22 protein-coding genes and 1 tRNA gene are annotated in these 26,667 nt (G+C 58.2%); 14 read left to right on the top strand and 9 right to left on the bottom strand.

Going from position 1 to position 26,667, the window contains the following annotated elements; genetic code table 11:
* The first annotated feature begins 190 nt into the window (after positions 1-190).
* From HV832_RS08015 to HV832_RS08035, 5 genes are all read left to right on the top strand, one after another.
* Positions 191-1,363, top strand: a complete 1,173-nt coding sequence (locus HV832_RS08015) for a cytochrome-c peroxidase (RefSeq protein ID WP_176803492.1) — start codon at positions 191-193, stop codon at positions 1,361-1,363.
* 71 nt (positions 1,364-1,434) lie between these two features.
* A complete protein-coding gene (locus HV832_RS08020) occupies positions 1,435-2,781 on the top strand; it encodes a hypothetical protein (protein WP_223827172.1) in 1,347 nt (448 codons plus the stop codon).
* Between the two features lie 9 nt (positions 2,782-2,790).
* Positions 2,791-3,327, top strand: a complete 537-nt coding sequence (locus tag HV832_RS08025; RefSeq protein ID WP_176803045.1) for an FMN-binding protein — start codon at positions 2,791-2,793, stop codon at positions 3,325-3,327.
* Positions 3,324-4,142, top strand: coding sequence for an FAD:protein FMN transferase (locus HV832_RS08030; protein WP_223827173.1), 819 nt, complete (start codon positions 3,324-3,326; stop codon positions 4,140-4,142). The genes HV832_RS08025 and HV832_RS08030 overlap by 4 nt, the downstream gene beginning before the upstream one ends.
* 64 nt (positions 4,143-4,206) lie before the next feature.
* Positions 4,207-4,695 carry a DUF4405 domain-containing protein gene (locus HV832_RS08035; protein WP_176803046.1) on the top strand — a complete coding sequence of 163 codons (489 nt, stop codon included), beginning with the start codon at positions 4,207-4,209 and terminating at the stop codon, positions 4,693-4,695.
* Between the two features lie 16 nt (positions 4,696-4,711).
* Here HV832_RS08035 and HV832_RS08040 read toward each other — a convergent pair whose 3' ends face one another.
* Positions 4,712-5,194, bottom strand: coding sequence for an SRPBCC family protein (locus HV832_RS08040; protein ID WP_176803047.1), 483 nt, complete (start codon positions 5,192-5,194; stop codon positions 4,712-4,714).
* Positions 5,195-5,312: 118 nt separating this feature from the next.
* On the opposite strand from HV832_RS08040, the gene HV832_RS08045 reads away from it, so the two are divergent.
* From HV832_RS08045 to HV832_RS08065, 5 genes are all read left to right on the top strand, one after another.
* Positions 5,313-7,346 carry a UvrD-helicase domain-containing protein gene (locus HV832_RS08045; protein ID WP_176803048.1) on the top strand — a complete coding sequence of 678 codons (2,034 nt, stop codon included), beginning with the start codon at positions 5,313-5,315 and terminating at the stop codon, positions 7,344-7,346.
* A 39-nt stretch (positions 7,347-7,385) separates the two neighbouring features.
* Positions 7,386-8,165, top strand: coding sequence for a CPBP family glutamic-type intramembrane protease (locus HV832_RS08050; RefSeq protein ID WP_176803049.1), 780 nt, complete (start codon positions 7,386-7,388; stop codon positions 8,163-8,165).
* A gap of 159 nt (positions 8,166-8,324) precedes the next feature.
* Positions 8,325-8,999 carry a 5,6-dimethylbenzimidazole synthase gene (gene bluB / locus HV832_RS08055; RefSeq protein WP_176803050.1) on the top strand — a complete coding sequence of 225 codons (675 nt, stop codon included), beginning with the start codon at positions 8,325-8,327 and terminating at the stop codon, positions 8,997-8,999.
* Positions 8,996-9,382: a hypothetical protein gene (locus HV832_RS08060; RefSeq protein WP_218131993.1), complete on the top strand. Its 387-nt coding sequence runs from the start codon at positions 8,996-8,998 to the stop codon at positions 9,380-9,382. The genes bluB and HV832_RS08060 overlap by 4 nt, the downstream gene beginning before the upstream one ends.
* A gap of 53 nt (positions 9,383-9,435) precedes the next feature.
* Positions 9,436-9,810 carry a nuclear transport factor 2 family protein gene (locus HV832_RS08065; RefSeq protein ID WP_223827174.1) on the top strand — a complete coding sequence of 125 codons (375 nt, stop codon included), beginning with the start codon at positions 9,436-9,438 and terminating at the stop codon, positions 9,808-9,810.
* 99 nt (positions 9,811-9,909) lie between these two features.
* Here the strand turns inward: HV832_RS08065 and HV832_RS08070 are convergent, their stop codons facing one another.
* On the bottom strand, positions 9,910-11,109 hold the full coding sequence (locus tag HV832_RS08070) for a head GIN domain-containing protein (protein WP_176803051.1): 1,200 nt from the start codon (positions 11,107-11,109) through the stop codon (positions 9,910-9,912).
* Positions 11,110-11,374: 265 nt separating this feature from the next.
* Here HV832_RS08070 and HV832_RS08075 point away from each other — a divergent pair, with 265 nt between their 5' ends.
* A complete protein-coding gene (locus HV832_RS08075) occupies positions 11,375-12,016 on the top strand; it encodes a YcbK family protein (RefSeq protein ID WP_176803052.1) in 642 nt (213 codons plus the stop codon).
* Between the two features lie 93 nt (positions 12,017-12,109).
* On the opposite strand, the gene HV832_RS08080 is transcribed toward HV832_RS08075, so the two are convergent.
* Positions 12,110-14,899: a M16 family metallopeptidase gene (locus HV832_RS08080; protein WP_223827175.1), complete on the bottom strand. Its 2,790-nt coding sequence runs from the start codon at positions 14,897-14,899 to the stop codon at positions 12,110-12,112.
* 284 nt (positions 14,900-15,183) lie between these two features.
* A complete protein-coding gene (locus HV832_RS08085; protein WP_176803053.1) occupies positions 15,184-16,011 on the bottom strand; it encodes a D-hexose-6-phosphate mutarotase in 828 nt (275 codons plus the stop codon).
* 311 nt (positions 16,012-16,322) lie between these two features.
* Between HV832_RS08085 and HV832_RS08090 the strand changes: the two genes are divergently transcribed.
* On the top strand, positions 16,323-17,882 hold the full coding sequence (locus HV832_RS08090; RefSeq protein WP_176803054.1) for an amidase: 1,560 nt from the start codon (positions 16,323-16,325) through the stop codon (positions 17,880-17,882).
* A 66-nt stretch (positions 17,883-17,948) separates the two neighbouring features.
* On the opposite strand, the gene HV832_RS08095 is transcribed toward HV832_RS08090, so the two are convergent.
* Positions 17,949-19,547: a GMC family oxidoreductase gene (locus tag HV832_RS08095; RefSeq protein WP_176803504.1), complete on the bottom strand. Its 1,599-nt coding sequence runs from the start codon at positions 19,545-19,547 to the stop codon at positions 17,949-17,951.
* Positions 19,548-19,818: 271 nt separating this feature from the next.
* Here HV832_RS08095 and HV832_RS08100 point away from each other — a divergent pair, with 271 nt between their 5' ends.
* Positions 19,819-20,916 (top strand): AraC family transcriptional regulator, encoded by a 1,098-nt coding sequence (locus tag HV832_RS08100; RefSeq protein WP_176803055.1) that lies wholly within the window; start codon positions 19,819-19,821, stop codon positions 20,914-20,916.
* On the opposite strand, the gene HV832_RS08105 is transcribed toward HV832_RS08100, so the two are convergent.
* Both HV832_RS08105 and HV832_RS08110 read right to left on the bottom strand, forming a co-directional pair.
* Positions 20,899-23,223 (bottom strand): PAS domain S-box protein, encoded by a 2,325-nt coding sequence (locus tag HV832_RS08105; protein WP_176803056.1) that lies wholly within the window; start codon positions 23,221-23,223, stop codon positions 20,899-20,901. The two genes, HV832_RS08100 and HV832_RS08105, sit on opposite strands and share 18 nt — an antisense overlap.
* A gap of 75 nt (positions 23,224-23,298) precedes the next feature.
* Positions 23,299-23,820 (bottom strand): thioredoxin family protein, encoded by a 522-nt coding sequence (locus HV832_RS08110; RefSeq protein ID WP_223827176.1) that lies wholly within the window; start codon positions 23,818-23,820, stop codon positions 23,299-23,301.
* 310 nt (positions 23,821-24,130) lie between these two features.
* Here HV832_RS08110 and dinB point away from each other — a divergent pair, with 310 nt between their 5' ends.
* The gene (gene dinB / locus HV832_RS08115) at positions 24,131-25,189 is read left to right on the top strand and encodes a DNA polymerase IV (protein ID WP_176803057.1); all 1,059 of its coding nucleotides are present in this window, start codon (positions 24,131-24,133) and stop codon (positions 25,187-25,189) included.
* 212 nt (positions 25,190-25,401) lie between these two features.
* Here the strand turns inward: dinB and HV832_RS08120 are convergent, their stop codons facing one another.
* Together HV832_RS08120 and HV832_RS08125 are read right to left on the bottom strand one after the other, a co-directional pair.
* Complete coding sequence (locus HV832_RS08120; protein WP_176803058.1) at positions 25,402-26,181, bottom strand: substrate-binding periplasmic protein; 780 nt, start codon at positions 26,179-26,181, stop codon at positions 25,402-25,404.
* Positions 26,182-26,373: 192 nt separating this feature from the next.
* Positions 26,374-26,450: transfer RNA gene (locus HV832_RS08125), tRNA-Arg, on the bottom strand.
* Between the last annotated feature and the right edge of the window lie 217 nt (positions 26,451-26,667).

Raw genomic sequence — 26,667 nt, forward strand, 5'->3', positions numbered from 1 at the left:
CGATTTTTATAACATATAATAACAATCATTCTCATTTGCTTTTATTGATTTTAACCAGATCAACCCGACTTCTGCCTGATCACGTTTGATCTCTTGCCCGCCTTTTTTCCTGATGACTATGCGCTTTCCATTTCGTTTCATAAATAAATCGCAGGCAACTGCCTCTTTCTCTTATCCCGGGTCAGCCGGGATGGTGCTGCAGATCGGTCTGGTTGCCGTGCTGGCAGCCTGTGGCGGTGGCAGCAGTGCCGGTCCTGCTGCCCAGCCTGTGGGCGCGAATATCAGTCCGGCTGCGCAAGTCGGTGAGAAAATTTTTAAGGATGTGAGCCTGTCGGCGTCCGGCAAGATGTCGTGCGCAAGCTGTCACGATCCGGCGCATGCCCATGCCCAGAGCAATGACCTGAGTGTTCAGCTGGGCGGTCCGCAACTCGATGTGCCGGGTTTTCGCGCGGTGCCGTCGTTGCGCTACCTGAATCTGACGCCTGCCTTTGGTTTTGACAGCGAAGGCAAAGCCAAAGGCGGATTCACCCGCGATGGTCGCGCCGACACCTTGGCGGCTCAGGCTGCGACACCGTTTCTGGCAGCGCATGAGATGGCAAACAAAGATGCGGCCGACGTGGTCAGTAAAGTACAGCAAGGCAGCTATGCCAATGAGTTTAAAGCCGCTTTCGGCAGCACGATTTTCAGTAATACCGACAATGCGTTCGACCGCATTCTGTACGCCTTGCAGCAGTATCAGAAAGAAGATGCGGATTTTCATCCGTATGATTCCAAATACGATCGGTTTTTAGCAGGCCAGGCAGTTCTCAGTGATGCCGAATTACGTGGTCTGGCCTTGTTCAATAATCCGGTCAAGGGCAATTGTGCGGCCTGCCATACCAGCAGCAAGGGCGCAAATGGTTTGGCACCGTTGTTCACCGATTTTTCTTATGACAATCTCGGGGTGCCGCGTAATGACCGCATTCCGGCGACAGCCAGTTCTGACTATTTCGATCTGGGCCTGTGCGGTCCTGACCGTACCGACCTCGCCAGCCGCACTGAGCTTTGCGGCGCTTTCAAAGTGCCGACGCTGCGCAATGTCGCGACCCGCAAAGTGTTCTTCCATAACGGCAGATTCAGCAACTTGCGCGATGTGGTGAATTTTTATGTCCGCCGCGATACCCATCCTGAAGAGTGGTTTCCGCAGATGGCAGACGGCACGGTCTGGAAATTCAATGATTTGCCGGCAGCCTATGTCGCTAACGTGAACACCAAGGAAGTGCCTTATAACCGCCAGCGCGGCATGGCGCCGGCGTTAAGCCCGGCCGAGGTGGACGATGTCGTGAAATTCCTCGGCACCTTAAATGACGGTTACCGGCCATAAATGCTTCTAAACGTTTCTCCTGACTTTGACGAACATTCTTAAACAACATAGCAAATCTTTGCAGAAAGCCCATGATGATTTCCAACAAATACCTTGTCCGCAGCCTTTGCGCTACCCTGATTAGCACCGCTTTCCTCGCGCCGGCGCAGGCGGGAGAAACCGAGTTGCTGCAAAAGATCGAAAAACTGGCAGCAGAGCTTGAAGCCATCAAAGCCGAGCTGGCGGCGACCCGGCAAAAAACAGAAGTCGTCGAGAAAAAGCAGGAAGCGATCAGCACAGAAGTCGCCCGGGTAGCGGCTGCGCCGGCAACTCCTGCCGCTGCGCCGATCACCGAATCACAACTGGATGCGCTGCGCAAAACCTTGCAGCAGACCGTCATCAGCAGCTATGGTGAAATCGGTTACAACCGCCCGCGTAATGCAGCCAGCCAGACGCAGACTGACGTTGCCCGCGCCGTCATCGGCGTGACCCATCGCTTCAGCGAGAAAACCAAAATGGTGGCGGAATTTGAATGGGAGCATGCGATTGCCTCCAAAGGCGACAATGGCGAAGCGGCGGTCGAGCAGCTGTATGTGGAACACGAACTGAAGCCGGGCCTGCAGGCGAAAGCCGGGCTGTTCCTGATTCCTGCCGGGTTCCTGAACACCAGCCATGAACCAACTTCTTACTACGGTGTGCAGCGTAATTTCGTCGAGACAGCGATTATCCCGACTACCTGGCGCGAAGCGGGTATCGGGCTGTCCGGCACGCATGAAAACGGCTTCAGCTGGGATGCCGGGCTGACTACCGGATTTGACCTGACCAAGTGGGATGCGACTTCCAATGATGGCCGTTCTTCGCCGCTGGGCGCGATTCATCAGGAAGGACAGCTGGCAAAATCCAGGGATCTGAGCTTGCATGGCGCGATCAACTGGCGTGGTATTCCGGGTGTGTTGCTGGGCGGTTCGGCTTTCAGCGGCAAGGCAGGCCACGGCACCAGTGGTTTTGCCGCGAACGATGCGCGGGTGACGCTGTGGGAAATGCATGGCCGCTATAACCCTGGCAAGCTCGACTTGACTGCGCTGTATGCACGCGGCACCATCAGCAATACCGATGCCCTGAATCTGACGTTTGTCGGTCAGCCGACGCCGGTGCCGTCATCGTTTGCCGGCTGGTATCTGCAGGGTGCGTATCAGGTCTGGAAAAATGAAGATTACAGCCTGACGCCTTTCATCCGCTACGAGCAGTTCAACACCGCAAAATCGTATGCACCGGTACCGCAAGGATTGGGTGTCGCTGCGGCAGAAGATGAAAAAGTCACGACTATCGGTCTCAGCTTCAAAGTTGGCGAAGGGGTGGTCTTTAAAACCGATTACCAGAAATTCCGTCTCGACAGCAGCCGTGACCGCTACAATCTCGGTGTTGGCTACTCCTTTTAATATTCTTTGATGCATCCTCTGACTCCAACCACGCTGACGCTGCTGGCTGCTGCCAGCAGCAGCGCATTTGCGACCCAGTATCTGACCGCAGAGCAGGCGCAGCAAACGATCTTCCCGGAAGCGAATCGCTTCAAACCGCAACCGCTCCAACTCAGCGCTGAGCAGATGAAGCTGGTGGAAACGCTGGCAGGCTTGCCTGCGCGTTCGGTCTCGTGGCGCGTCACCGCTGCCTATCAGGATGAAAAACTGCTGGGCTACGTGGTGCTGGATGATGTGATTGGTAAGTTTGAACTGATTTCGTATGCAGTCGGCCTGCTGCCGGATGCCAGTGTGCGGCAGATCGAAATTCTGGCGTATCGTGAAAGCCATGGATTTGAAATCCGCAATGCTAACTGGCGCCGGCAGTTCGCCGGAAAAACCGCTGCACAGGGTATCGCAGTCGGCGAGGGAATTGCGAATATCAGCGGCGCTACCCTGTCCTGCACCCATGTGACTGACGGCGTGCGGCGGATTGCCGCCATTGCCCGGATTGCGCTGAAAAAATGATGCGCCGCGCCCAGCCCTGGTTGGGCACCCTGGTGGAAATCAGTCTGCCCGATACCCTGTCGCAACCCAGTCTGCATGCGGGGTTTCAGGCTGCTTTTGACGTCATGGCAGCGGTACACCGTGCCATGAGTTTTCATGCGCCCGACAGCGATATCAGCCGTTTTAACCGGGCCGCGACAGGCGCTGTGCTCCGGCTCGATCCGCACACGGCGACGGTGCTGCGCACCGCACTGGACATGCAGCAGATCAGCACCGGCATCTTTGACATTCGTCTTGCCAGCCGTCTGGCGGCCTGCGCCATGTTGCCCTCGCCTCAAGTGCCGCCGGTGTTTGAGCCGGGTCAGCAGGCCTACCGGTTTCTGGATGCGCTGTGCGTGGAAAAATTGCGCAACGACTGGCTGGATGTCGGCGGTATTGCCAAAGGTTATGCGGTCGATGCCGCGCTGGCTGTTTTGCAGCAGCAGGGCATTTCGGATGCGGTGGTGAATGCCGGCGGGGATGTACGCGTCATGGGGCAGCACCGGATTCAGTTGCGCGATCCGCTGCAACCGCAGCAGGCAGCTGGCGAAATTCTGGTATCGGATCACGCGCTTGCGACTTCGGCCATGTATTTTTCACAGCAGACGGTGCAGGGGCAGGCTGGCAGTGCCTTATTTGATGGGCGTTCCGGCTTGTCGCTGTCCGGCCCGCACAGTTACAGCGTGCTGGCTGAGACTTGCATGGTGGCCGACGCACTGACCAAAATTCTGGCTGCCACCGGTGATGCCGATCACTCTTGTCTGGCCCGGTTTCAGGCAAAGGCGCTGATCCTGTGAACGGACTTTGACCGGATGACCAGAGTACGGTCTGTTTTTAAAATTTTTTACCTAGCTATCCGCCATGCGTACCCATAAACACAGTTTGCATCATCCATCCCTGGCTGCCGCTGCCAGGCCGCATTTCAGGTTGGAGCGCTGGCACCGGCGAGGCCTGTATCTGCTGTTCGCCATACTGTTTGCCAGCGGCATCAGCTGGCTGGTGGCGCATTACTGGCTGCGGGTGCCGGGAGAGTTTGGAGAAAGCATTCACCCGCTGGAACACTGGTCCATGCAATGGCATGGCGCGCTGGTGCTGCCGGTCAGTTTCCTGATCGGCAGCATGCTGTTTCAGCATATGCGCCGGGCGCACCGTGCCGCATGCAACCGCGGCAGCGGCTGGAGCATGGTGTTACTCCTGCTCTGGCTGGCGCTGACGGGTTACGGTCTGTACTATCTGGCGAGTGAAAACTGGCGGCCTTACTGGTCGCTGGCGCACTGGCTGACAGGCTGCGCCCTGCCGGCGCTGCTGGTGCTGCATATTTGGCTGGGACGCCGGAAAACGGGACGCTGACGCCTGTGACGGCAGGTCAGCTGGGCAGGGCATCCAGCCGGCCGGTTTCTGCCAGCTCGCGGATGACCCGGATGGTGTCGATGTCCGCTTCTTCATACGCCGATTTGCGGTAGTCGTTATACATCTCATTAACTTCGTCTTCCGCTTCGCTGGCGCCGTCTTCGTACACAAAGCGCACGAACAGGCTGTCTGGCTGCGGTTCCTCGATACGCATACGCAGCGAAGACTGCGGAATATCGCCCTGTGCCGCGACGTCATAATGCACATGTTCCAGATGCACAAAACTGACCGTGTCGGTCACGCTCAGTTCACCGTAGCGCAGCGTGCGTTGCATGCTGGCTTCGGTGCGACCGGTAATCAGCGCTTCATCCAGATACGGAATAAACAGCTTGGGGGATTCCGCCCGTAGCACCAGGCCGCGCCACAGCTGTTCGCGGCTGATGGTATCGGACAAGGGGTCGAGAATATCGTTGATTTCAACGAGATGTTCAAATTTCATGACAGTGCCTCAAGAAGATATTTGCCTAGTTTACTCCCGTTGCCGTGCCACCGGTGAAAACGGCGCTGACCCGGTGACCGGATACAATAGGGGTTGCCCAGCATTTTTGTCAGCTTCTATGTCCCACGGTCTGAATTCCCCGCAACGCAACGCAGTTAACTACATGGACGGCCCTTGTCTGGTGTTGGCCGGGGCGGGCTCGGGTAAAACGCGGGTGATTACCCAGAAAATCGTCAATCTGATTGAATTGCATGGCTACGACCCGAAACATATTGCGGCGTTGACCTTTACCAACAAGGCCGCGCATGAAATGCAGGAACGTATCGCCAAACTGCTGGCCGAGCCGCGTCAGGCCAGGCAACTGACGGTATCGACGTTTCACTCGCTGGGCGTGAAAATTTTGCGGCAGGAAGCGCAGGCGCTGGGTCTGAAAGACCGCTTTTCAATTATGGACAGCGACGATTGCTTTTCGCTGGTGCAGGATCTGGCGATCACCACCGACAAGCAATTAATCCGTCGCATACAGACCGCGATGTCGCTGTGGAAAAATGCGCTGATCACGCCTGAGCTGGCGCTGAAGCAGGCAAAAGATGATGATGAAGCGACGGCGGCGCGCATATACGCAAGCTATGTCGCCACGCTGTCGGCGTATCAGGCGGTGGATTTCGATGATCTGATCCGGCTGCCGGTCGAGCTGTTCCGCAATAACGAACAAGTGCGCGACAAATGGCAGCGCCGCCTGCGTTATCTGCTGGTCGATGAATATCAGGACACCAATACCTGCCAGTATGAGCTGGTGAAGCTGCTGGTGACCGGCGTCGGCAAAAAACCGATGTTTACAGCGGTGGGCGACGACGATCAGGCGATTTACGCGTGGCGCGGTGCGACCATCGAAAATCTGAAAACCCTGCAGGTGGATTTTCCGGGTCTGGAAATTATCAAGCTCGAACAGAATTACCGTTCCAGTACCCGCATTTTGCAGGCGGCGAATGCGGTGATCGGGAATAATCCCAAACTGTTTGAAAAATCGCTGTGGTCGGAACATGGCCTCGGTGACCCGGTCAAAGTGCTGGGCATGCAGGATGATGAACAAGAGGCGGAACAAGTCGCCATCATGATCTCTGCGCATCGCTTTGAGCGGCGTGCCAAGTATTCCGATTATGCGATCCTGTACCGCGGCAACCATCAGGCGCGCGTGATTGAACAGGCGCTGCGGCGCGAACGGATTCCGTACACGATTTCCGGTGGCCAGAGCTTTTTTGACCGCGCCGAAATCAAAGACATCATTGCTTATCTGCGCCTGATTGCGAATGAAGACGATGACCCGGCGTTCATTCGTGCAATCACCACGCCGAAACGCGGGGTCGGTCAGGCAACGCTGGAGGTGCTGGGTGCATTCGCCGGACAGTGGCAGTGCTCGCTGTTTGCCGCCGTGTTCAAAGGCGGCATCGAAGCGAAACTGACTGACCGCCAGTTACGTCCTTTGCGCGAATTCTGCACCTTCATCAATCAGGTTGAAGCGCATGCTCATCGTGAAGGTCATGCCAGCGAATTACTCGACGATCTGATGAAGGAAATTAATTACGAAGGCTATCTGTACGACAGCTTTGATGACCGCGCCGCGCAAAACAAATGGCAGAACGTGCTCGATTTTACCCAGTGGCTGAAAACTAAAGGCAGCGGCGGCAAAGATGGCACCGACGATCACCGCAGCCTGCTCGATCTGACGCAGATGGTGGCGCTGATGTCGATGATGGAAGGCAAGGACGAAGAGCCCGATGCGGTGCGCATGTCCACCTTGCACGCGTCGAAAGGGCTGGAATATCCGCACGTATTTCTGGTCGGCGTTGAGGAAGGCATTTTGCCGCATAAAGGCGACCCCGATACACCGATAGATATCCTGGCGGCACGCATAGAAGAAGAACGGCGGCTGATGTATGTCGGCATCACACGCGCGCAGCGCAGTCTGCATATCACCTGGTGCAAGAAGCGCAAGCGGGCAGGGGTTGCCGTGCATTGCGATCCTTCGCGCTTCATCAAGGAAATGAAACTCGATGAAGGCGACGCCGTGCCGACCGAGGCCGAAGTGCTGACGCCCAAAGAACGGCTGGCGAATCTCAAAGCCTTATTATCGACGCCGAAAGCAGAATGATTTATCATCAATTGATTGCATAATTGATAAATTCAACAGATGAATCTGCCGACACAGCTGGTTTCCGGGACACATTCTGATCCACCACGGGTTGATGGTGCGCCATCCGGGCCGGCAGCGTGGCACTGGCGGCGTGAGCTGCAGGAATTTACCCGTTTTGTGCGCCGTCCGTGGCGCGGGCGGCCGCAGACGGGGCAACCGGCGAGGGTACAGGCCCGGCGCCTGTTGCTGATGCTGGCCCTGTGTTATGGCTTCATCCTGTGCATTGCCCTGCCGCTCAGTGCCGGATTGAGCTGGCTGGGGCTGGACAGCGACGAGGAGCCACTGTCATTTTTATTCTTTGTCACGGCAGTCGGTATTGCACCGGTGATGGAAGAGCTGATTTTTCGCGCCGGTCTGCGTCAGGCCGCCTACACGCTGTTCATCGGCCCGCCGCTGATCGCCAGCATGATCGGCAGCTGGCCTCTGGTGCTGACGTTGGGCGGCTTTGGCACATTGTGCGCCATCATCGACCGGCTCTGGCAACACCGTTTGTCTGCCGGTGAACTCCGCTTGCTGAAACTGCGTCGTGGGCGCCGCTTTCTGCACCGTTATCCGCTGATATTCTGGATCTACGCGATTGGTTTTGGCCTGACGCATATCCATCATTTTTCTGCCGATGGCTGGCTGGTGCTGGCGTTGCCGCTGGCGGTGCTTGCCCAGACGTTTGCCGGTGTTGCGCTCGGCTACCTGCGCCTGCGTTACGGGCTGGTGCATTCGATGCTGCTGCATGCCCTGTACAATCTGACAGCCTGTGTGCTGGCGCTGATCATCGGCTGAATCGGTCATCGCCGGCACGACGCTGAGTATGGTATCGTGCTGCCCTGATGCACGTGTCAGTCCTTGTGCCGGGATGGTAAACTGCGCATTCCCCCAGAAAAACAGGAAGCAGCTGGCGCAACACTGATATGGCGCACCAGCGCTTGCACCGATATTCTCATGAACCAGCACCAATTCCCTCCGGAGCAGACCGAAGGCGTCTACCGCGCGATTCGCGAACGACGCGATATGCGGCACTTTTTACCGGAGCCGGTACCGCCTGAGCAGTTATTGCGCTTCATCCGCGCTGCGCATCAGGCTCCCAGTGTCGGCTATATGCAACCCTGGCGCTTCTTGCGTATCACGGATGCCGGTCTGCGTCAGCAATTGTATGAACACGTGCAGCAGGAGCGCACCGCGACTGCCGGCGCGCTTGGTCAGCGGGCAGAAGAGTTCATGCGACTCAAGGTTGAGGGGATACGAAGTTGCGCTGAAGTGCTGGTGGTGGCCTTGGTGGATGGGCGCGAAAAATATATCTTTGGACGGCGCACCATGCCGGAGATGGACATGGCGTCAGCGTCATGTGCGATTCAGAATTTCTGGCTTGCAGCGCGTGCTGAAGGCATTGGTGTCGGCTGGGTATCGATGTTTGATCCGGATGTAGTGCGCACACTGTGCCATATGCCGGAAGGCAGTGCGCCGTTGGCGTTGCTGTGTGTTGGCCAGGTCGCCGAGTTTTACGCTGCCCCCATGCTGGAAACCGAGGGCTGGGATCAGCATCGGGCGCTGAGCGAGTTATTGTACGATAACCGCTGGGGGCAACACTGCGATTCCCTGCTGGGGGACGTATCTTGAATGCCGGTTTCAGCGCGACCGAGCATGCCTGGCTACCCTTGCAGGATCCGCAGGAAATAGAAGCCTGGATGGATTTGCAAAGCCGCGAACTGCAACAGCTGATCGGGCAGAAACCGACACAGGGACAGGGCGTCTGTTTTACGCTGATCCACGGCGGGGAAATTTATCTGCATACCAATAGCGACGGCGACATATTGCTGGACGTGACGCCGGAAGCGGAATGGGTGCAGCCGGTGCTGAGCGCGGTGACCGCTACTGCACCGCCGCGCGGGCAGATCTGGCTGCTGCAGGGACATTTGCTGGTCCAGCTCCTGATTGGCTTGAACAGCCTGATTGCCTCCAGCCGGCTGGTGTTGCAGCACGCTTACCGCATACGCGGCTGACGGTGCCGCTTTGCAGATCATTCGTGTCGGGTGAGGATCACAAAGGATAAGGTATGGAATCTCTGATGCGCTCACCCGGCGAGACAGTGGCATGTCAGCTGGATGCTTATAACGCGAAACAGCTGGAGCATTTCATCTCGTGCTGGGCCGAGGATGCCGAGTATTACGCGCATCCTGCCACCTTGCTGGCAAAGGGCAGGGCAGCGATCCGCGAGCGTCACCGGCAACGTTTTCTGGAGCCGGATTTACACGGACAACTGATCAGCCGGGTAGTGCTGGGACAGCAGGTGATTGATCATGAAATCGTGATCCGGAATTTTCCGGAAGGTAAAGGTCATGTCGAAGTCGTCTGCATTTACCAGGTCGAGAACGGGCTGATTGCTAAGGCCTGGTTCCTGATGGGCACACCGGTTCTGGCGTCGCCGTAGCCGGTTGCTGAGTTTGCGCTGCGTTCGGGTTGAGGTTGCTGGTGGCAAGCACCTGTGCCCGCCGCCGCGATGCTCACCGTGACTGGCGTGATCGCTGTTTTACTGCACCACGCCATTGCGGTTAATCAGCACAATGCGCGAGCCACCGGCTTTTTTCACATTCACTTCCGCTTCGCTGGAACCGTTGACCTTGATGCTGGCGGTGTCGAGCAACAGTTCTTTGGCGCGCAGGTCGCCGGAGCCATCCACCGTGGCGCTGAGATTTTTTGCATTGCCGCGCAGATGGCAGTTACCCGAGCCGTGCATCTGCAGCGCGATCACGGCCGCATTATCGAGTGCTGCCGAGACGTCGCCGGAGCCGGATAACTCGGCCTTCAGACTTTGCCGGACCGATTCAAAATTCAGATCGGCCGGGCCGTGGTTGGTCAGCACCACCTGATCGGCAAACAGTCTTTTCGCATCCACATCGCCGGAGCCAAACACCTGCAATTCCAGCAAGGCGACGTCGCCTTCAAGATTGGCATCGCCGGAACCATGCAGCTGGATCATGGCCTGTTCCATTTTCCCACCCTGCACCTGAATGTCGCCAGAGCCGTTGGCATCGATTTGCAATTGCCGGATCTGCCCCTGCAACTGAATTCCGCCGGAGCCGTTCTGACTGACTTTGACGCTGGTATTGCGCAGGTCTTCGGCGCGTAGGTCGCCGCTGCCATGCAGCTCGATTTGCAGCGCTTCGCTGACCGTCATCATGCTGATATCGCCGGAGCCGCTGATGCGGATATCGGCGCGGCTGGTGTGCAGCCGGTGCAGGTCAATGTCGCCGCTGCCGGAAGCTTTGACAGTCAGCGCATTGCTTTTGCCGTCGAGCCGCACATCGCCTGAGCTGTTTTGCTGGAGTGTGAACTGAGCAGTCTGCAAGTCATTGACTTCGATATCACCGCTGCCGTTTTGCTGCAGATTCTGCAAGGCCGGCATGGTGACGTGGACGGTGCCGGGGTGGCTGTTCCAGGTAATGTGGTAAGACTGACGTTTACTGCGGATCAGCAGACAGTGGTTTTCCACCACGGTTTCGATTTCCGGCACCAGATTGTCGTCGCCGCTGACTTCCACCGCCAGCTTGCTGCCGCGGTCGACGCGGACGTCGAAAAAAGTCTGATTTTCAATACTGTCAAAGTCTGTGACCGGTCTGTTTTCTGTCACGATATGACCGCTGCCGCGGATGTCGTCGCCGTTGATCTGGACATCGCATCCGGCAAGCAGGAGGGGCAGCAGGCTGACCCAGGCGAATGATCTGAACATAATGGAAGTCGCGTTATAAAAAGAATCAATCAATTAATGAATAATAAACAAAACCGAAGTGTAGTCGTAAATCTGTCCGATTGCGCAATGCTTTGCGACAGACTGCAAAATCGCTGCCTTCAGCGGTGATTTGGAGGTGATTCGGCAGGAATTTCTGCTGACAGGCTTCCCATCTGCGGCTGGCGCTACTACACTGCCGGGTAACGTGTCTGAGTCGTAGCGGCTCGGACGATGAGAACAGGAATCCAGTGAATCATTCCGCTTTATGAATACACGCCGCCAACTTCTGAAAAGCAGCCTGCTTCTGACGGCTGCCGGTCTGTTCCGCCAGAATGTATTTGCCGCTGGCGCTGGCACCGACAACAGCAAAGCCGCTCAGCTGGAACCGCCGCCAGACCTGTTCGATTCGCAGGCGCTGGACATTGATTTCTGGGTCAAGCCGCGCACCCTCGATCTGGTACGGCCGCAATCGGGAGAGCGCAGCAAATTACTGTACTGGAAAGACGGCGACCTGATCGACAGCGCTTATCAGGAGTTGTGCCATCTGCTGCGCGATGTGAACGGCAAGAAAACCATGGCGATGGATCCGAAATTACTCGAAACCCTGTGGGCGACCCAGGCATATGTCGCCCGTTTCGGTATGAACCGGCCGCTGGAAATTTTGTCCGGTTACCGCACACCCGAGTCAAATCGCCGTCTGATCGAACAGGGTGTTCCTGCCGCCAGAAAATCCCTGCACATGGATGGTCGGGCGGCAGATATCCGCATCGCGCAACTGCATGAAGAGGTACTGGGCGGACTGATCAGCAGTTTCCGTCAGGGGGGCGTCGGATTTTATTACCGCGCAACGGCCAATGGCGGCTGGATTCATACCGATACCGGCTTGCAGCGCAGCTGGAAGGGTTGATGCCAGCGCCGCTGGAAAAAGCGGTAAAAAGGCTGAAAAAATTCGCTAAAAAAATCCCGGCATTGACCGGGATTTTTTTATGGTCAGCAAACACTATTTGACATGGCTGCCTGCATCGGAGCTGGGAACCGTACCAAGCGCAGCGGCCTTGGCCTTGGCTTCGTCAAGCGCGATATACACGCTCATCCTGGCAGGATCGATATAGCGGCGGAATGCCGAATTGACCTGTTCCAGCGTCAGTGCGCGCAGTTTGTCATCCATCGCCTGTGACCATGCCCACTGGCGCTGCAGGTACAGATTGCTGTTCCAGCCGTCAGCCAGCGCGGTATCGCTGGTTCGTCCCTGTACCCGTTGCTGCAACATGCCGGATTTTGCCTTCGCCAGTTCTTCTGCGGTGAAACCGTCTTTCAGGGCTTTGATCAGCTCTTCCCGGATCGCCTGTTCCAGCCTGGCCATATTTTGCGGGGCAGCGCTGGCATTGATGCTGAAACTGCCGACCGGGTCGATTTCACCTGCGCTGAGACTGGAGCCGCCGCCGTAAGACAGGCCGTCTTTCTGGCGGATGCGTTCCATCAGGCGCGAATTCATGCCGGAGCCACCGAACAGGTAATTAGCCATGCGCAGTGCCGGATAATCGTCATCGTTCTCCCGCAGCGCCAGTGTCAGGGCGCTGGCATAGACCGCATTTTCCTTGTCCGGCATGTTGAACACGCGGCGTTCGGCAGGCGGGTCGGCGCGCCGGTTCACCATGCGGGTATAAGGGGCCGGGCTGTTCCAGCCGGCGAAGGCGGTCGCAATCGCGGCTTTAACGGCTTCGGTATCCATATCGCCCACAATCGACAGCTCGCCCTTGGACGCGCCGTAAAATTCGCGGTGGTAAGCCCGGATCTCGTCCAGCGTCACGGCGCGCAGATCGGCAATCGCTTCATCCAGTGTTTTCGGAGCGCGGAAATCGTCTTTGGGATAGACGTTGAAATGCTGCGCCATCTCGCGGCCGATGATGGCGCCCGGTTCTTTGCGGGATGCTTCGAGTCCGACTAAGCTGCGTTCGCGCAATTGCCGGAATTCGTTTTCCGGGAAGCTGGCTTCCCGCAGCACATGCGCGACCAGCGCCAGCGCCGCCGGCAGATGCTGCCTGGTGGTCTGGAAGGAAAACAGGCCACCGCTCATTTTCAGTTTCGACATTTCATCGGCCAGCTGGGCGCGGTCGTACTTGCTGGTGCCGGTCGCGAGCAAGGCGCTGGCCAGACTGGCGACCGTGCTTTTGTTGCGCAGGCTTTGTTCATCGCCCCAGTGCAGGCTCAGCGAGACATTCACGGTTTCACCGCGGTTTTTCTTGGGCAGCAGGGCGACCTGCAGATGGCCGATGGTGCTGAGCTGGGTGCGGCGGTCGATGTTGGCCGGTGCCGGATCAAAGGCTTCGCCGCTCAGGGTGCCGGCTTTGGGCTGAAAGTCTTTCATGACTTCCGCCATGGTGGGCGCGGTGGGAATGTCTGCCCGCTGCGGTTTGTCTTCGGGAATGAACATGCCGACCGTGCGGTTGTCGCGCACCAGATAGCGTTTGGCCGCTGCGCTGACCTGTTCGGCGGTGATCTGATCGGTGTCGTCGCGGTCTTTGAACAGATAGCGCCAGTCGCCCATGGCGATGTATTCCGACAGGCTGATGCCGAGGGATTCGTGGTTGTTCAGCATTTTTTCGTAGGAATTGGCGGTGTCGCGTTTGATGCGCGCCATTTCTTCTGCGGTCGGCGGATTGTTTTTAAACTCTTCAATGCCGGCCAGCAGCGCATCTCTGGCGGCTTCCGGCGATTCGCCTTTTTTGACGATCGCACCGATGATCGCCAGACCCGGTTCGACATAGCCCATGCTGCTGGAAAACACCTGAACCAGTTTGCCGGTTTCGACCAGTTGTTTGTGCAGGCGACCGTAGGGCGCGGTGGTCAGGATGCTGCGGGCAAAGCTGATGCCGTCACGGTCGGCATGCAGGCCGGCGGGCACTTTATAGCCGATCATGACAATCTGGATATCGCCGCTGCGGCGCACTGTAAAGCTGCGTTCGCCGTCCTGGGTCGGCTCAGTGGTCCAGAACTGCGGCAGGCTGCGTTGAGGTTTGGGGATCACGCCGAAGGCATGGTGTATCCATTGCAGCACCTTGCCGGTATCGAATTGTCCGGCCACCAGCAACACGGCATTATCCGGCTGGTAATAGGTGCGGTAAAACGCCTGCAGGTTGCCGATTTTGACGTGTTCGATGTCGCTGCGGTTGCCGATCGTGGCGTTGCCGTAGTGATGCCAGTCGTAGGCGACGCTCTGCATGCGTTTCATGAGCACGCTGCCGGGCGAGTTTTCGCCGCGTTCGTATTCGTTGCGCACCACGGTCATTTCGGTGTCGAGGTCTTTTTGCGCGATGTATGAATGCACCATGCGGTCGGCCTCCATATCCAGCGCCCATTTCAGGTTATCGTCGTCGGCCTGAAACAGCTCGTAGTAATTGGTGCGGTCGGTGGTGGTGGTGCCATTCATGCGCATGCCGCGCCGGTTGAATTCTTCGGTGATGTTGCGGTGCGCCGGTGTGCCTTTGAACATCAGATGTTCCAGCAGATGCGCCATCCCGGTTTCGCCGTAGTTCTCCTGGCGCGACCCGACCAGGTAGGTCATGTTGACCGTCACGGTCGGTTTGGTATTGTCCGGCATCAGCAGCACTCGCAGGCCGTTCGGCAGGCGGTATTCGGTGATGCCTTCCACGCTGGTGATCTGCTGCATGCCTTGCGGCAGGTTTGCTGCCAGCAGCGCCGGTGTGGTGAATAGCAAAGCCCCGCCCAGCACCAGGGCGCGCAGGACAGGTTTCATGGATAAACGGGTAACAGCAAATGGTTGGGACATAACATTTCCGATGGAAAAGCGTGACAGGTAAAAAATATACTGGGGGGAGTATCTAAAAAACCCTTTTACTCATAAGGACATCAGGTCGGTTTCGTCATAAATAAGGGGGAGTATCCGGATATTCTGGTCAATTCTCCAGCAAATATTTCAGTAAATATCTCAGCAGGTATTTCAACATGCCGCGGTTCAGCCTGAGTTCAGTGCGGTAAGCATGGAGAACAATCAGGCAACAGCGATCACAAGGATTTGCATGTCGGGCGAGAGCCGGCTGGCTGGCGCGGAAGTCAGTCCTGAGACGGTAAGCGCACCAGGCGCTGGCTGCCGTTCCATTGCTGGCCGGGCAGCAATTGCACCGGACGCATTACCGCCGCTGCTTCCACGCACAGCATGCGCTGCTCGCCGCCGGGCTCCAGATCGGTAATTTTGACAGCGCCAGTGGCTCCCGGGTTCCATATCACCGCGTCAGGAAAGCCGATGCCCGTGATTTGCAGGCGCTGCTGCGGCTGCGCGAGGGTCAGCGTGGCAGGCACATTGGCGTAGATGCGGTCGGTTTCGCCGTTGATTTCCAGTGCCGGCGCGGTTTCAGGGCAATGCTCCTGCCCGCTGACGGTATCGCGGTATTCTGTACCTTGCAGGCCGTGCAGCCGTGCCTGCCGGATGTCGGCGAGCGCCAGATAAGTGTGCAGCGCGCTGGTGAAACTGAACGCGGTATCACCGGTATTGCGCACCGAAAACGTCACTTCCAGCGCCTGACCCAGCACCCGCACCGTCAGTCCGGCTTCAAATACATGCGGCCAGAGCGTCAGGCTGGCGATATTTTCCTTCAGAGAAAAAACCGCCAGCGCAGCGCCGTCGCTGTCCGTCCACTGTTGTTGTAACTGCCAGTCGGCGGTGCGCGCAAAGCCGTGTTTCGGCAGCGCGCCGAGACCGGAAAACTGCGGAAAGATCAGCGGAATGCCGCCGCGGATGGCGATACCCTGGCGGAATGTCGATGCCTTGCTCATGAACAATTGTTCGGTGCCGCTTGCCGGTATCCAGGAACACACGTGAGCGCCCTGATGGCAGATAGTCGTCGTGGCGCCGTCGGCTGCCGTCAATTGCAGAAACTCCATGAAATACGCATCCTCTCGGGTGGCTGAAAAAGGGGGAGCAGCTATTTTATGCCATGCACAGGGCGGCCGGCGGGAATCCTGCTGTTTAACTCCGGCACGGCAGATCGTTCGCGTTGCAGACAGCTTGCGCTGTTTTGCCGGTATAGCGGCTAATGCGCAACACCGGGCACGGTGGTGGCAAAAATAGCGGGCCGGCACCGGCAGTTTGCTGCGGCTTTTCGGCTAACATGCGGTGACGTATGCGCTGGCAGTGATGGTAAAAAGCCTGCTGCGCTGTTTTTTTCTATCCCCATGCCAGCAAAGGAAGACCGATGACATTGCGCCGATTGACCGTATATTCCATCTTGAGCCTGGGATGTGCTTTGCTGCCCGTCGTCGCCAGCGCCGCCAATAAAATGACGCCGGTGCCGGATCATAGCGATGAACTCGCGGTGCAGGCGCAGGCCATCCGCCGCGGGCAGCTCACCGCCACGGCGCTGCTTGAGCGCTACCAGGCCAGAATTGCGGCGCACAACCCTGCGCTGCAGGCCGTGATCGTGACTGATCCGCAGGCAAAAGAAGCCGCCGCCCGGTTCGATGCGCTCAAAAAGCGGCGTGGTGCGCTGGCTGGCCTGCCACTGCTGCTGAAAGATAATATCGATGCCCAGGGCATGGTGACCACAGCCGGTTCGCTGGCGCTGGCGGATAATCTGCGGCAAAAAGATGCGCCGCTGGTGACCCGCCTGCGCGACGCCGGCGCCATCATCGTCGGAAAAACTAATCTGTCGGAGTGGGCCAATCTGCGCTCGTCCAAATCGACCAGCGGCTGGAGCAGCGCCGGCGGACAGGTGCGCAACCCGTATGCGCCTGAGCGCAGCGCCTGCGGCTCCAGCTCCGGCTCCGGCGCCGCCGTGGCCGCGCGCATGATCCCGGCCGCCATCGGCACTGAGACGGACGGCTCCATCGTCTGTCCGGCCGCGGTGAATGGGCTGGTCGGCCTGAAACCGACCATCGGCTTAGTCAGCCGTACCGGTATTGTACCGATCAGCCATTCTCAGGATACCGCTGGTCCGATGACGCTGACCGTCCGGGATGCCGCCATGGTGCTCAATGCACTGGCCGGCAGTGATCCACAAGACCCGGCCACCGCGCAGGCTGACCGCCGCCGCGCCCATGATTACACCGCCGGACTCAGCAGACGGGCCCTGCGCGGCAAGCGTCTCGGTGTGGTCGGCAAGCTCAGTGACGGTTACGATGCCGAAATCCGTACGCTGTATCAGCACAGTCTGGAATTGTTGCGGGCACAGGGCGCTGTGCTGGTGCCGGTGGAGTTGCCGAATCCCGATGATATCGAAAAAGATGAAATGACGGTGCTGTTGTATGAATTCAAAGCCGACCTGAACGCCTATCTGGCCGGTACGCCGGACAGCGTTCAAACCCGCAGCATGGCCGACGTGATTGCGTTTAACCAGCAGCACGCCAGCCAGGTGATGCCGTATTTCGGCCAGGATCTGATGGAGCAGGCGCAGGCCACCGGCGGTCTGCAGGATGCCGCCTATCAGCAGGCGGCTGCCCGTGCCCGGCAGAAAACCGGCAAGGACGGCATCGACGCCATCATGAAAAAATACCGGCTCAATGCGCTGGTGGCGCCGACGACCGGTGTGGCCTGGCCGATTGATTATCCAGCCGGGGATGCGGTGGCCGGCAGTGCCAGCACACCGGCGGCGGTGGCTGGTTACCCGCATCTGACGGTACCGATGGGCTTGGTGCGCGGGCTGCCGGCAGGCATTTCCTTTTTTGCCGGCGCCTGGCAGGAAGCGGCGCTGCTGAAGATCGGCTATGCGTTTGAACAGGCCAGACCCGCCCTGCCTGCGCCAGTGCTGAACCACTAAGCTGCAGCATCTCGTGCCAACGCTGTGACGGCAGCGTTACCGTCACAGGCAGTTAAACTGCAGAACTCAGCGGTGCGCCGCCAGAATCAGATCCGCCGCTTTTTCCCCGATCATCATGGTCGGGGCATTGGTATTGCCGCCGATCAGCGTTGGCATGATGGAGGCATCCACCACCCGCAGTCCTTCGATGCCATGCACCTGCAATGCCGGATTCACCACCGCCATCGGATCATTGCCCATTTTGCAGGTGCCGACCGGGTGATACACCGTGTCGCTGGTGGCGCGGATCACGGCGCGGATTTCCTCATCGGTTGTTACCCCGGCGGTCTGGAAATCGCTGCTGCGGGCATTTTGCAGCGCCGGCGTATCCATTAACCGGCGCGTCAGTTTAAAACCCCTGACCATGTTGTCGATGTCATCGGGATGCTCCAGAAAGCGCGGATTAATCAACGGCGCGGCCAGCGGGTCGGGACTGGCCAGCGTGACCTCGCCCACGCTTTTTGGCCGCAGCAGACAGACGTGACAGGAATAACCGTGCCCCAGATGCAGCTTGCGCGCATGGTCGTCCAGCATCGCGGTGACGAAATGCAGCTGGATGTCCGGTGCTGCCAGCGCCGGGTCGGTTTTCAGAAAACCGCCGGCTTCGGCACCGTTGGACGTCAGCATGCCGCGCCGCTCGTTCTGGTAACGGCGGTATTCGCGCCACAGCCGCACGCTGCCGGCAGCGGAGACACCGAGCAGGTCGAGGCTTCTGGCGCGGTATTTGAAAACGAAATCCGGATGATCCTGCAGATTCTGGCCGACGCCGGGCAGATCGTGTACCACGCCGATGCCCATTGCCTGCAGGCGGCTGGCATCGCCCACGCCGGACAGCATCAGCAGTTGCGGGGTCTGGAATGCGCCGGCGGCCAGCAGTACCTCGCGTCCGGCACGCAGGGTTTTCTGCTGGCCGTTCTGGATCATCTGCACGCCGACTGCGCGTTTGCCTTCAAACAGGATGCGGGTGACCTGACAGCCGGTTTCCACCCGCAGATTCGGACGCTTTCCCATGTGTGGTCGCAGGTAGCCACGCGCCGCCGTCCAGCGTTCACCTTCATGCTGGGTGACCTGGTAAATGCCGATGCCTTCCTGGTCGGCGCCATTGAAATCCGGATTGATGCGGAACCCCGCCTGTCTGCCCGCTTCCAGAAAAATCTGCTGATAAGGGTTATCGGTGCGCAATTCGCTGACCCGCAGCGGACCGTTCTGACCGTGCAGCGCATCGTGATGGGTGGCGTTGTTTTCGGAGCGGATGAAATACGGCAGCACTTCCTGATACGACCAGCCGTGGTTACCGAGCGCCGCCCAGTGATCGTAATCGGACTGGTGACCGCGGATATACACCATCGCATTGATGCCGGATGAGCCGCCCAGCATCTTGCCGCGCGGCTGATAACCGCGTCGTCCGTTCAGACCGGGCTGCGGCACCGTTTCAAAGGCCCAGTTGTTGAGCCGGGTCGGCAGCATCGCCACCACCCCGGCAGGCGTGTTGACTACCCAGCTGTCACCGCCGCCGCCCGCTTCCAGCACCGTCACGCTGATTTGGGAATGTTCGCTGAGCCGGCCTGCCACAGCGCAGCCGCCAGCCCCGCCGCCCACTACAATGTAATCGCTGATTTGTTCCATCTGGTCTCCTGTCTGCTCGGTTGCGAACTGGCCTCGCCGGGCCATTGTTGTCGTTGTCGTCATCGTCATATCGAGGATGGTGCACGTGGTACCCGCATCCTGTATCCGGATGCTAGTCCCGGCGGCGGCAGAAAGTAAGGACATTTGCTGCCACGTTGCCGCTAAATCACAGTCGCTTGCCGAAAATCCCGGCTGACGGCATCATGCCTGACAGCCGCCCGTCCTGCGGGTGCCGGACTGACCAAGCGATTAACCCGGACCACCTGCCACCATGCCTGCCCTTGTCACTGTTGCCACGTCTGTTGCCCCGCTGCTGTCGGTGCGGGATGCCGTATTTCCTGCGCATCCGTTCAGCGGCGTGCTGGCGATCGGCCATGAGCAGCGCTGGCGCTGGCAGCAGATGTTTCCGGCATTCGCTGCCGACAGGCACAGCCGCATCAGTTATACACAGGCGCGCGAAGGTCTGCTGCAGGCTTGCCGGTATGGCGGCGCTGATCTGGGATTGCAGTCCGGCCAGCGTAAATCGCTGCCGCACCTGGGCCAGATGGCAGCGGGAATGTGCGCGCAGGCAACGTTGGAGGATGCCTTGCGTTTCGGGCTGGAATATCAGCTGATTGCCGGAGCCATGGTGCACCTGTCGCTGGAGCAGGATGCCGCGTCGCCGCACAGGGTGGCGTTGGTGGCGCATCCCTTGTTTGATGATCCGGAATTACGCGATTTTCTGGAAGCAGATCATCTGGTGACGGCGGTGAATGCGGCGCGCCAGCTGTGCGGCCAGCCGCTGCCGGTTCAGCAGGTGGAGCTGCGCGGCCAGCAAGGGCGCAGCCGGTCTTTGTATGAGGCATTTTTCGGTTGTCCTGTGCGGTTAGGTGCAGATCAGAGCCGCATCGTGATGACGCACAGCGTTTTGCAGCAGCGGTTGGCATCGCCTGATCTGGCGCAGGCGCAGGCTGCGCGCCTGGCCTGCGATGCCGAACTCAGCGCCGCCGGGCTGGCAGGACGGCAGACCTTGCTGCATCAGCTGATGGCATTGCGCTGCGAATTCCACAATGTCAGCCACATGGCGGCGGCGTTGCAGATGAGTCCGCGTACCTTGCAGCGTCTGCTGGCACGCGAAGGCATGTCGTATTTCGAGATCACGGAGCAGGTACGGATAGACCGTGCCCGGCGGCTGTTGCAGCAGGCCGGAGACCTGGAACAGATTGCGGAACAGCTTGGTTATTCCGACAGCCGCAGCTTTCGCCGCGCGTTCCGGCGCTGGACCGGCTTATCGCCCACCGAATACCGCCAGGCTGTGCAGACGGGGCTTGCGGACTGCGATCCGGTCAGCGCGACAGGCAACGCTTCAGCACTATTGATACACCGGTAATTCAAACCAGAAAGTCGAACCCTCACCGGGTGTGCTGACAAAATAAATCTGACCCTGCATTTTTTCCACCAGGGCCTTGGTGATTGCCAGCCCCAGTCCGGTACCGCCCTGCTGACGGGTATTGGTGCCATCGGCCTGGGTAAACGGCTCAAACAGCCGCGACTGGAAATCGAGCGGAATGCCGGAGCCGCGGTCGCTGACGGCAATGTGGTAATACTCGTCTTCCTGGAAAATCCGCACCACCACGCTTTCGCCTTCGGGTGAAAACTTGGCGGCATTCGACAGCAGATTGGCCATCACCTGCATCAGCCGGTCATGATCGCCCAGGCTCCAGGCGTGCATCACCTGCTGTTCCAGCACAAGCCCGACCTGCAGATTGCTGGTGTAAGCCGAATTGGCTTCGAGCGCATTTTGCAGCATGGCGATCAGGTTTACCGGTTCATTCCTGATCACCATTTTACCGTTGGCGAGTTTATCAATATCGAGGATATCGTTGACCAGGCCGATCAGTCGCTTGCTGTTATTGTGCGCAATCCGGATCAGGTGCCGGGCGGATTCCGGCAGCTCGCCGCCGATACCGGAATCAAGCAGGCCGAGCGCACCGCGGATTGAGGTCAGCGGAGTGCGCAGCTCGTGGCTGACGATGGACACGAATTCGGTTTTCAGCTGATTGATGCGCAGCCGGTCGCTGATGTCCATGACGAAGGCAACCCACTCACGCTGCGAATTTTCGACATGACTTAAGCCCACCAGTATCGGAATCGCATGGCCGTCGGCCTGCCGCAGCATGATTTCAAACGGGGCAGTGGCGCCATTATCCATCAGTTCGGTATAGGCCTGATGCATCAGGTACTGATCGGAACCGGACAGCAGTTTGCGCCACACATATTTGCCTGCCAGCAAGTCTTCCCGCGAGTAGCCGGACAGCTGGCAGAACATGCGGTTGACATCAGTTAGGCGCGGACTCTGGTTGCCGGTGAGTATGCCGATCAGACTGGAATTCATCAGTTTTTGCAGGCGGTTTTCGCTGCCGCGCAAAGCGGCCAGCATACGCTGCTGTTCGGTGATGTCTTCGATCATCCAGACGGTGCCGCGGTCATAGGTGCCTTTGGGCAGCGCGCGCCCAACCACACGCGCCATGAAAGGGCGGCCGTCAATCCGGCGCAGCCGCCACTCCAGCTCGACCAGCTTATCGGCGGTCAGCAGCGGAATGACCCGTTGGCCGAAGTCGGTGTAATCGTCCTCGTCCTGATACAGGAAAGTGGTGCGTTTGCCGATCATGGCCTGCGCATCTGGGAAATGACACAGCTCGGCCAGCGTGGCATTGGCGCGCACGATTACGCCATGGTTGACAAACATGATGCCGACCGGTGCGTTGGCGATCAGGATTTCGAGTTCCCGCGCCAGTTCTTTGTAGCGGTTGGTATTGGCGTTGAGCAGTTCCTGATTCAGCCTCAACTGCTCTTCGATACGTTTGCGCTCGGTGATGTCGATATGGGTGCCGACCATGCGCAGGGCACGCCGGTTGGCATCCCATTCCACTGCCGCGCCGATCGACATGATCCAGCGCCATTCGCCGGCTTGATTTTTTTGCCGGAATTCGGCGCGGTAATCGGTGGTGCCGCCGGAGGCGAAATGTTTTTGATAAGCCTGGCGGATCAGCGGTACATCGTCGGGATGCACGACATGCGTCCAGAAGTGCCGCCAGAAATCGAGCGGATTGGCAAAATCGTCAGGTGAGCACGCCACCATCTGCAGATACTCGGGGCTGAAGTTGCTTTCCCCGGTGACCAGGTTGATGTCGTATAAACCCTGATTCGATGCCGACAGCACCAGCCTGCGCTGCGCTTCGGCTGCCAGCAATTTCTGCTCGGTCAGCTTGCGATCGGTATGGTCGCTGAAAAAACCGTGCCACAGCACGCTGCCGTCGCTCTGGCGTTCCGGCGTCGATTCCCCGACCAGCCAGCGTGTGCTGCCGTCATTGCGCCGGATCCGGAATTCATAATGCCAGACTGTCAGCTGTTCGGCAGAAATGCGGATGCTTTGCCGCAAATCTTTCCAGTCTTCCGGGTCGATTTTGCGCAGCAGGATGCCGGCATCCTGATACAGCGTTTCGGCGCTGACCTCGAATAGCTGTTCGACGGCGGCACTGGCGTAGGGGAAGCAGAATTTTTCTGAGGAATGGCGCTGAAACTGAAAAAACATGCCCGGCAGACAGCGCGAAAAATTGTGCAGCAGCGCGTGGCTTTTCAGCAGGTCTTCCAGTTGAACGCCCGGAGGCAGGGCAGGGGGAGGCGCGCCGCTCATTGATTTGCCCGGCTGATAGTGCGCCGGCAACGCAGCCCGGCGCTACCGGTGCCAGACGCCAGTTTCTGTTCAGGATTACTGATGCCGGGTGATGATCTGATTAAAGAAATCATACACACCCTGTTCGCTCATTCTGCGCGCATTCGATAATTCACCGCCCTTGGTGGCATACAGCACGCTGTTGTCGGCCTGCAGCACCACTGCGGCCGGAATGCCTTTCTTGGTCGGATTGCCGTAACCGGCGGACAGATCCATGTTTTTGTCGAACTGACCGACATCGACTTTCACCACCACGAATTTACCGGCGATCAGCGCGGCGCTCTGGCCCTGCATGGATTTATTCAATTCCAGACAATCCTTGCACCAGTTCGCGCCGAAAATCACCAGCACTTTTTTCTTTTGCGCCTGTGCTTCCTGCAATGCCTGCTGGATAGCGGCATGGGCGTCGGCGCTTTCATCGTAAGGGCGGGCGACATCGGCCCTGGCATGGCCAGTCATCAGCCCCAGACAGACCGTCAGACCCAGGATGGTACTGAAAAAGACACTGCGCAAAGTGCTGCGCTGCGGGGAAGAGACGCTGGTAGTTAATGAAGGCATGATGAAAAATTAGTAAATATAAACGATTGAATTTTACGTCAAGCCGGAACACTCTGGGGACTCGTTGTGCGGATAGCCTAAACAGAGGTTACTGGCGTTGCCGATCATAAAATCAGCAGTGGAAGCCGGATTCCATTATACTGATATTGTGTACAGTATTTTCTTGGCGGACGGCTTGACCAACAGATGCGGCAAACATGGCAAATGCGCCCGGTTGACAGTCAGGACAGGGCGAAGTGCCTGCTGCTGGCAGCGCCAAGCCTGTCTGTGTCGGAATACCGGATACCGATGGTGCTGAGTGGGTGAAGAAGTGACGCTGCCCTTAAAAAAAATTATTCATTGCGATTGCGACTGTTTTTACGCATCTATCGAGATGCGGGACAATCCGTCCCTGCGCGGCAGGCCGCTGGCGGTAGGCGGCAGGCCGGACCAGCGCGGAGTCGTAGCGACCTGCAATTACGAAGCCCGGCATTTTGGCGTGCGCTCGGCCATGCCGATGTCGCAGGCGGTCAGGCGCTGTCCTGGGCTGATCATCCTGCCGCCGTCGATGGAAAAATACCGCACGGCTTCGCGCCAGATTCTGGCGATTTACCGCGATTACACCGATCTGGTGGAACCGCTGTCGCTGGATGAAGCCTTTCTCGATGTGAGCCGCGCCACGCAGCACCACGGCAGCGCCACCCTGATTGCACAGGATATCCGCGCCAGAATTGCGGCAACCGTCGGCATCACCGCATCGGCAGGAGTTGCGCCCAACAAGTTTCTGGCCAAAATCGCCAGCGACTGGAATAAGCCGGATGGCCTGCATGTGGTTTTGCCGGAGCAGGTAGCCGGCTTTGTCGCCGCATTACCGGTGAGCCGTTTATTTGGCGTCGGTAAAGTCACGGCCGCCAAACTGCACAGCATGGGCATCCATGAGTGCCGCGATTTACTGCCGTGGTCCTTGCCTGATCTGCTGCGCCACTTTGGCAAGCTGGGCAATAGCCTGTACCAGTTATGCCGTGGGATAGACCGGCGTGATGTGCATGCCAGCAGCGAACGCAAGTCGGTCAGCGTCGAGGAAACCTATGTGCGCGACCTGCCGGATCTCGATACCTGTCTGGCGGAGCTGCCGCCGCTGCTGGACGCGCTGACGCAGCGTACCGCGCGCGCCGGTGCGGGTGAACAGATCCATAAGCTGTACGTCAAAATCCGCTTTGCCGATTTTAAGGTCACGACCGCGGAATGCGTGGGCCATGCGCTGGATGCCGGGGTCTACCGGCAATTGCTGGAAACTGCTTTCCAGCGCCGCCGGATGCCGGTGCGCCTGCTTGGAGTCGGTATCCGGCTGGAAGATACGATTGCCGAACAGCAGCTGGGTTTGTTCTGAAACTGGCCAGCCTGCGTTACCGGCTTGACTGATCCGTTTTTATACTCCAGGGGAGTATTTTAAATGCCCTTTTATTTTCCTCGATATCCGGTCGATTTTTGAATAAACATGGGGGAGTATCTGGTTTTGGCGAAAAAATTTCCGATCACCGGTTGCCGGATATTGCGATAACTGGCCTGGTCCGTAATTGCCGTGTATGCCTCTCCTCAGTTTCAGCGCATGTATTTGAGCCGCAGTTTTTCCAGCAGCCCCGATTGCTGGACTTTGGCGAAAGCACGGCGGATACGCTGTACCAGCGCGGGGTCGCTCTGCTTCTGCATTGCCAGATAATAGCTGTTCGCGCCGTCCAGCAGCAGCACCGGCTCCAGCTCGTCCGGCTTGCGCCCTTCCATTTTCATCAGATACGCGGCGCTCCAGTCCTGCGACACAATCAGATCGACCCGCCCCACCAGGAATTTTTTGATATTGGATTCCACCGTCGGCGCATAATCAATGCCGCTTTCCGGGAAAGCAGTCGTACGCAGGAATTCCTTGGTGGACGCCATTTCCCGCACCAGCCCAACCTTGTAAGCGGCTGCGTCCGCCATGGTTTTAATCTGGATATCTTTGCGTGATTTCAGCTTATATAAAAAAATCTGGCGCGAACTGATCGGGCCGATCCACTCAAACAGCGCATCGCGGTCCGGCAGACGGGTGATGGAAAAAATTAAGGTGTTCGGCTGGGTCAGCGCCATCTGGTAAGCCCTGGCCCAGGGCATGACCTCAATCGGCGCCTGAATCCTGGCTTCCTGCAATACCGCTTCGACAATCTCCACCGAATAGCCGGTGGCGTTGCCGTTTTCTTTATAATTCAGCGGCGGCAGGCTTTCCGTGACCACTGTCAGTTCGGCCGCGCAAACAGCCCCCTGTGCCAGAGTCAGCGGCACACACAGATACAGAGACCGGGCAATGCCATACGCAACAGACAGAAAAGAGTTCGCAGAAAGATACATGCAAAAAATTTTACCTGCTAAATTTGCCGGTTTTATGACAATCGGGAGACAAAAACAGCGGATTAGGTACAACAACACCTGAAATCAGGTCAAGTTAACAGAAACAGGACGCAGGAAAAGCGTGATGCGGGAGTTTTGTGCGTCTATTCCGGGACAATATGCGGAAGTAAACAAGAAAAATCGGGGAAAGAATGGCGCGCCAGACACGAATCGAACGTGCGACCCCAGCCTTCGGAGGGCTGTACTCTATCCAACTGAGCTACTGGCGCGTGCAAATGACTGCAAAGCGCAATATTCTACCCTAAATTCTTGCCGGACTCGTGAAACCTGCATCACTTTTTGTCGCATCGACAGCGTGCAGCTACTGATACCGATCATAGAAACATCACGGAAACACCGCTTTTCGTGCCAAATATCAGCCTTTCGCTCTATAATCAGAAGCTTTGATGCCAGCTTGATAGCAGCGCTGGATGGCAACCGGAATCA

The sequence above is a fragment of the Cognatundibacterium oligocarboniphilum genome, assembly GCF_013377855.1.
Lineage (GTDB): Bacteria > Pseudomonadota > Gammaproteobacteria > Burkholderiales > Burkholderiaceae_D > Undibacterium > Undibacterium oligocarboniphilum.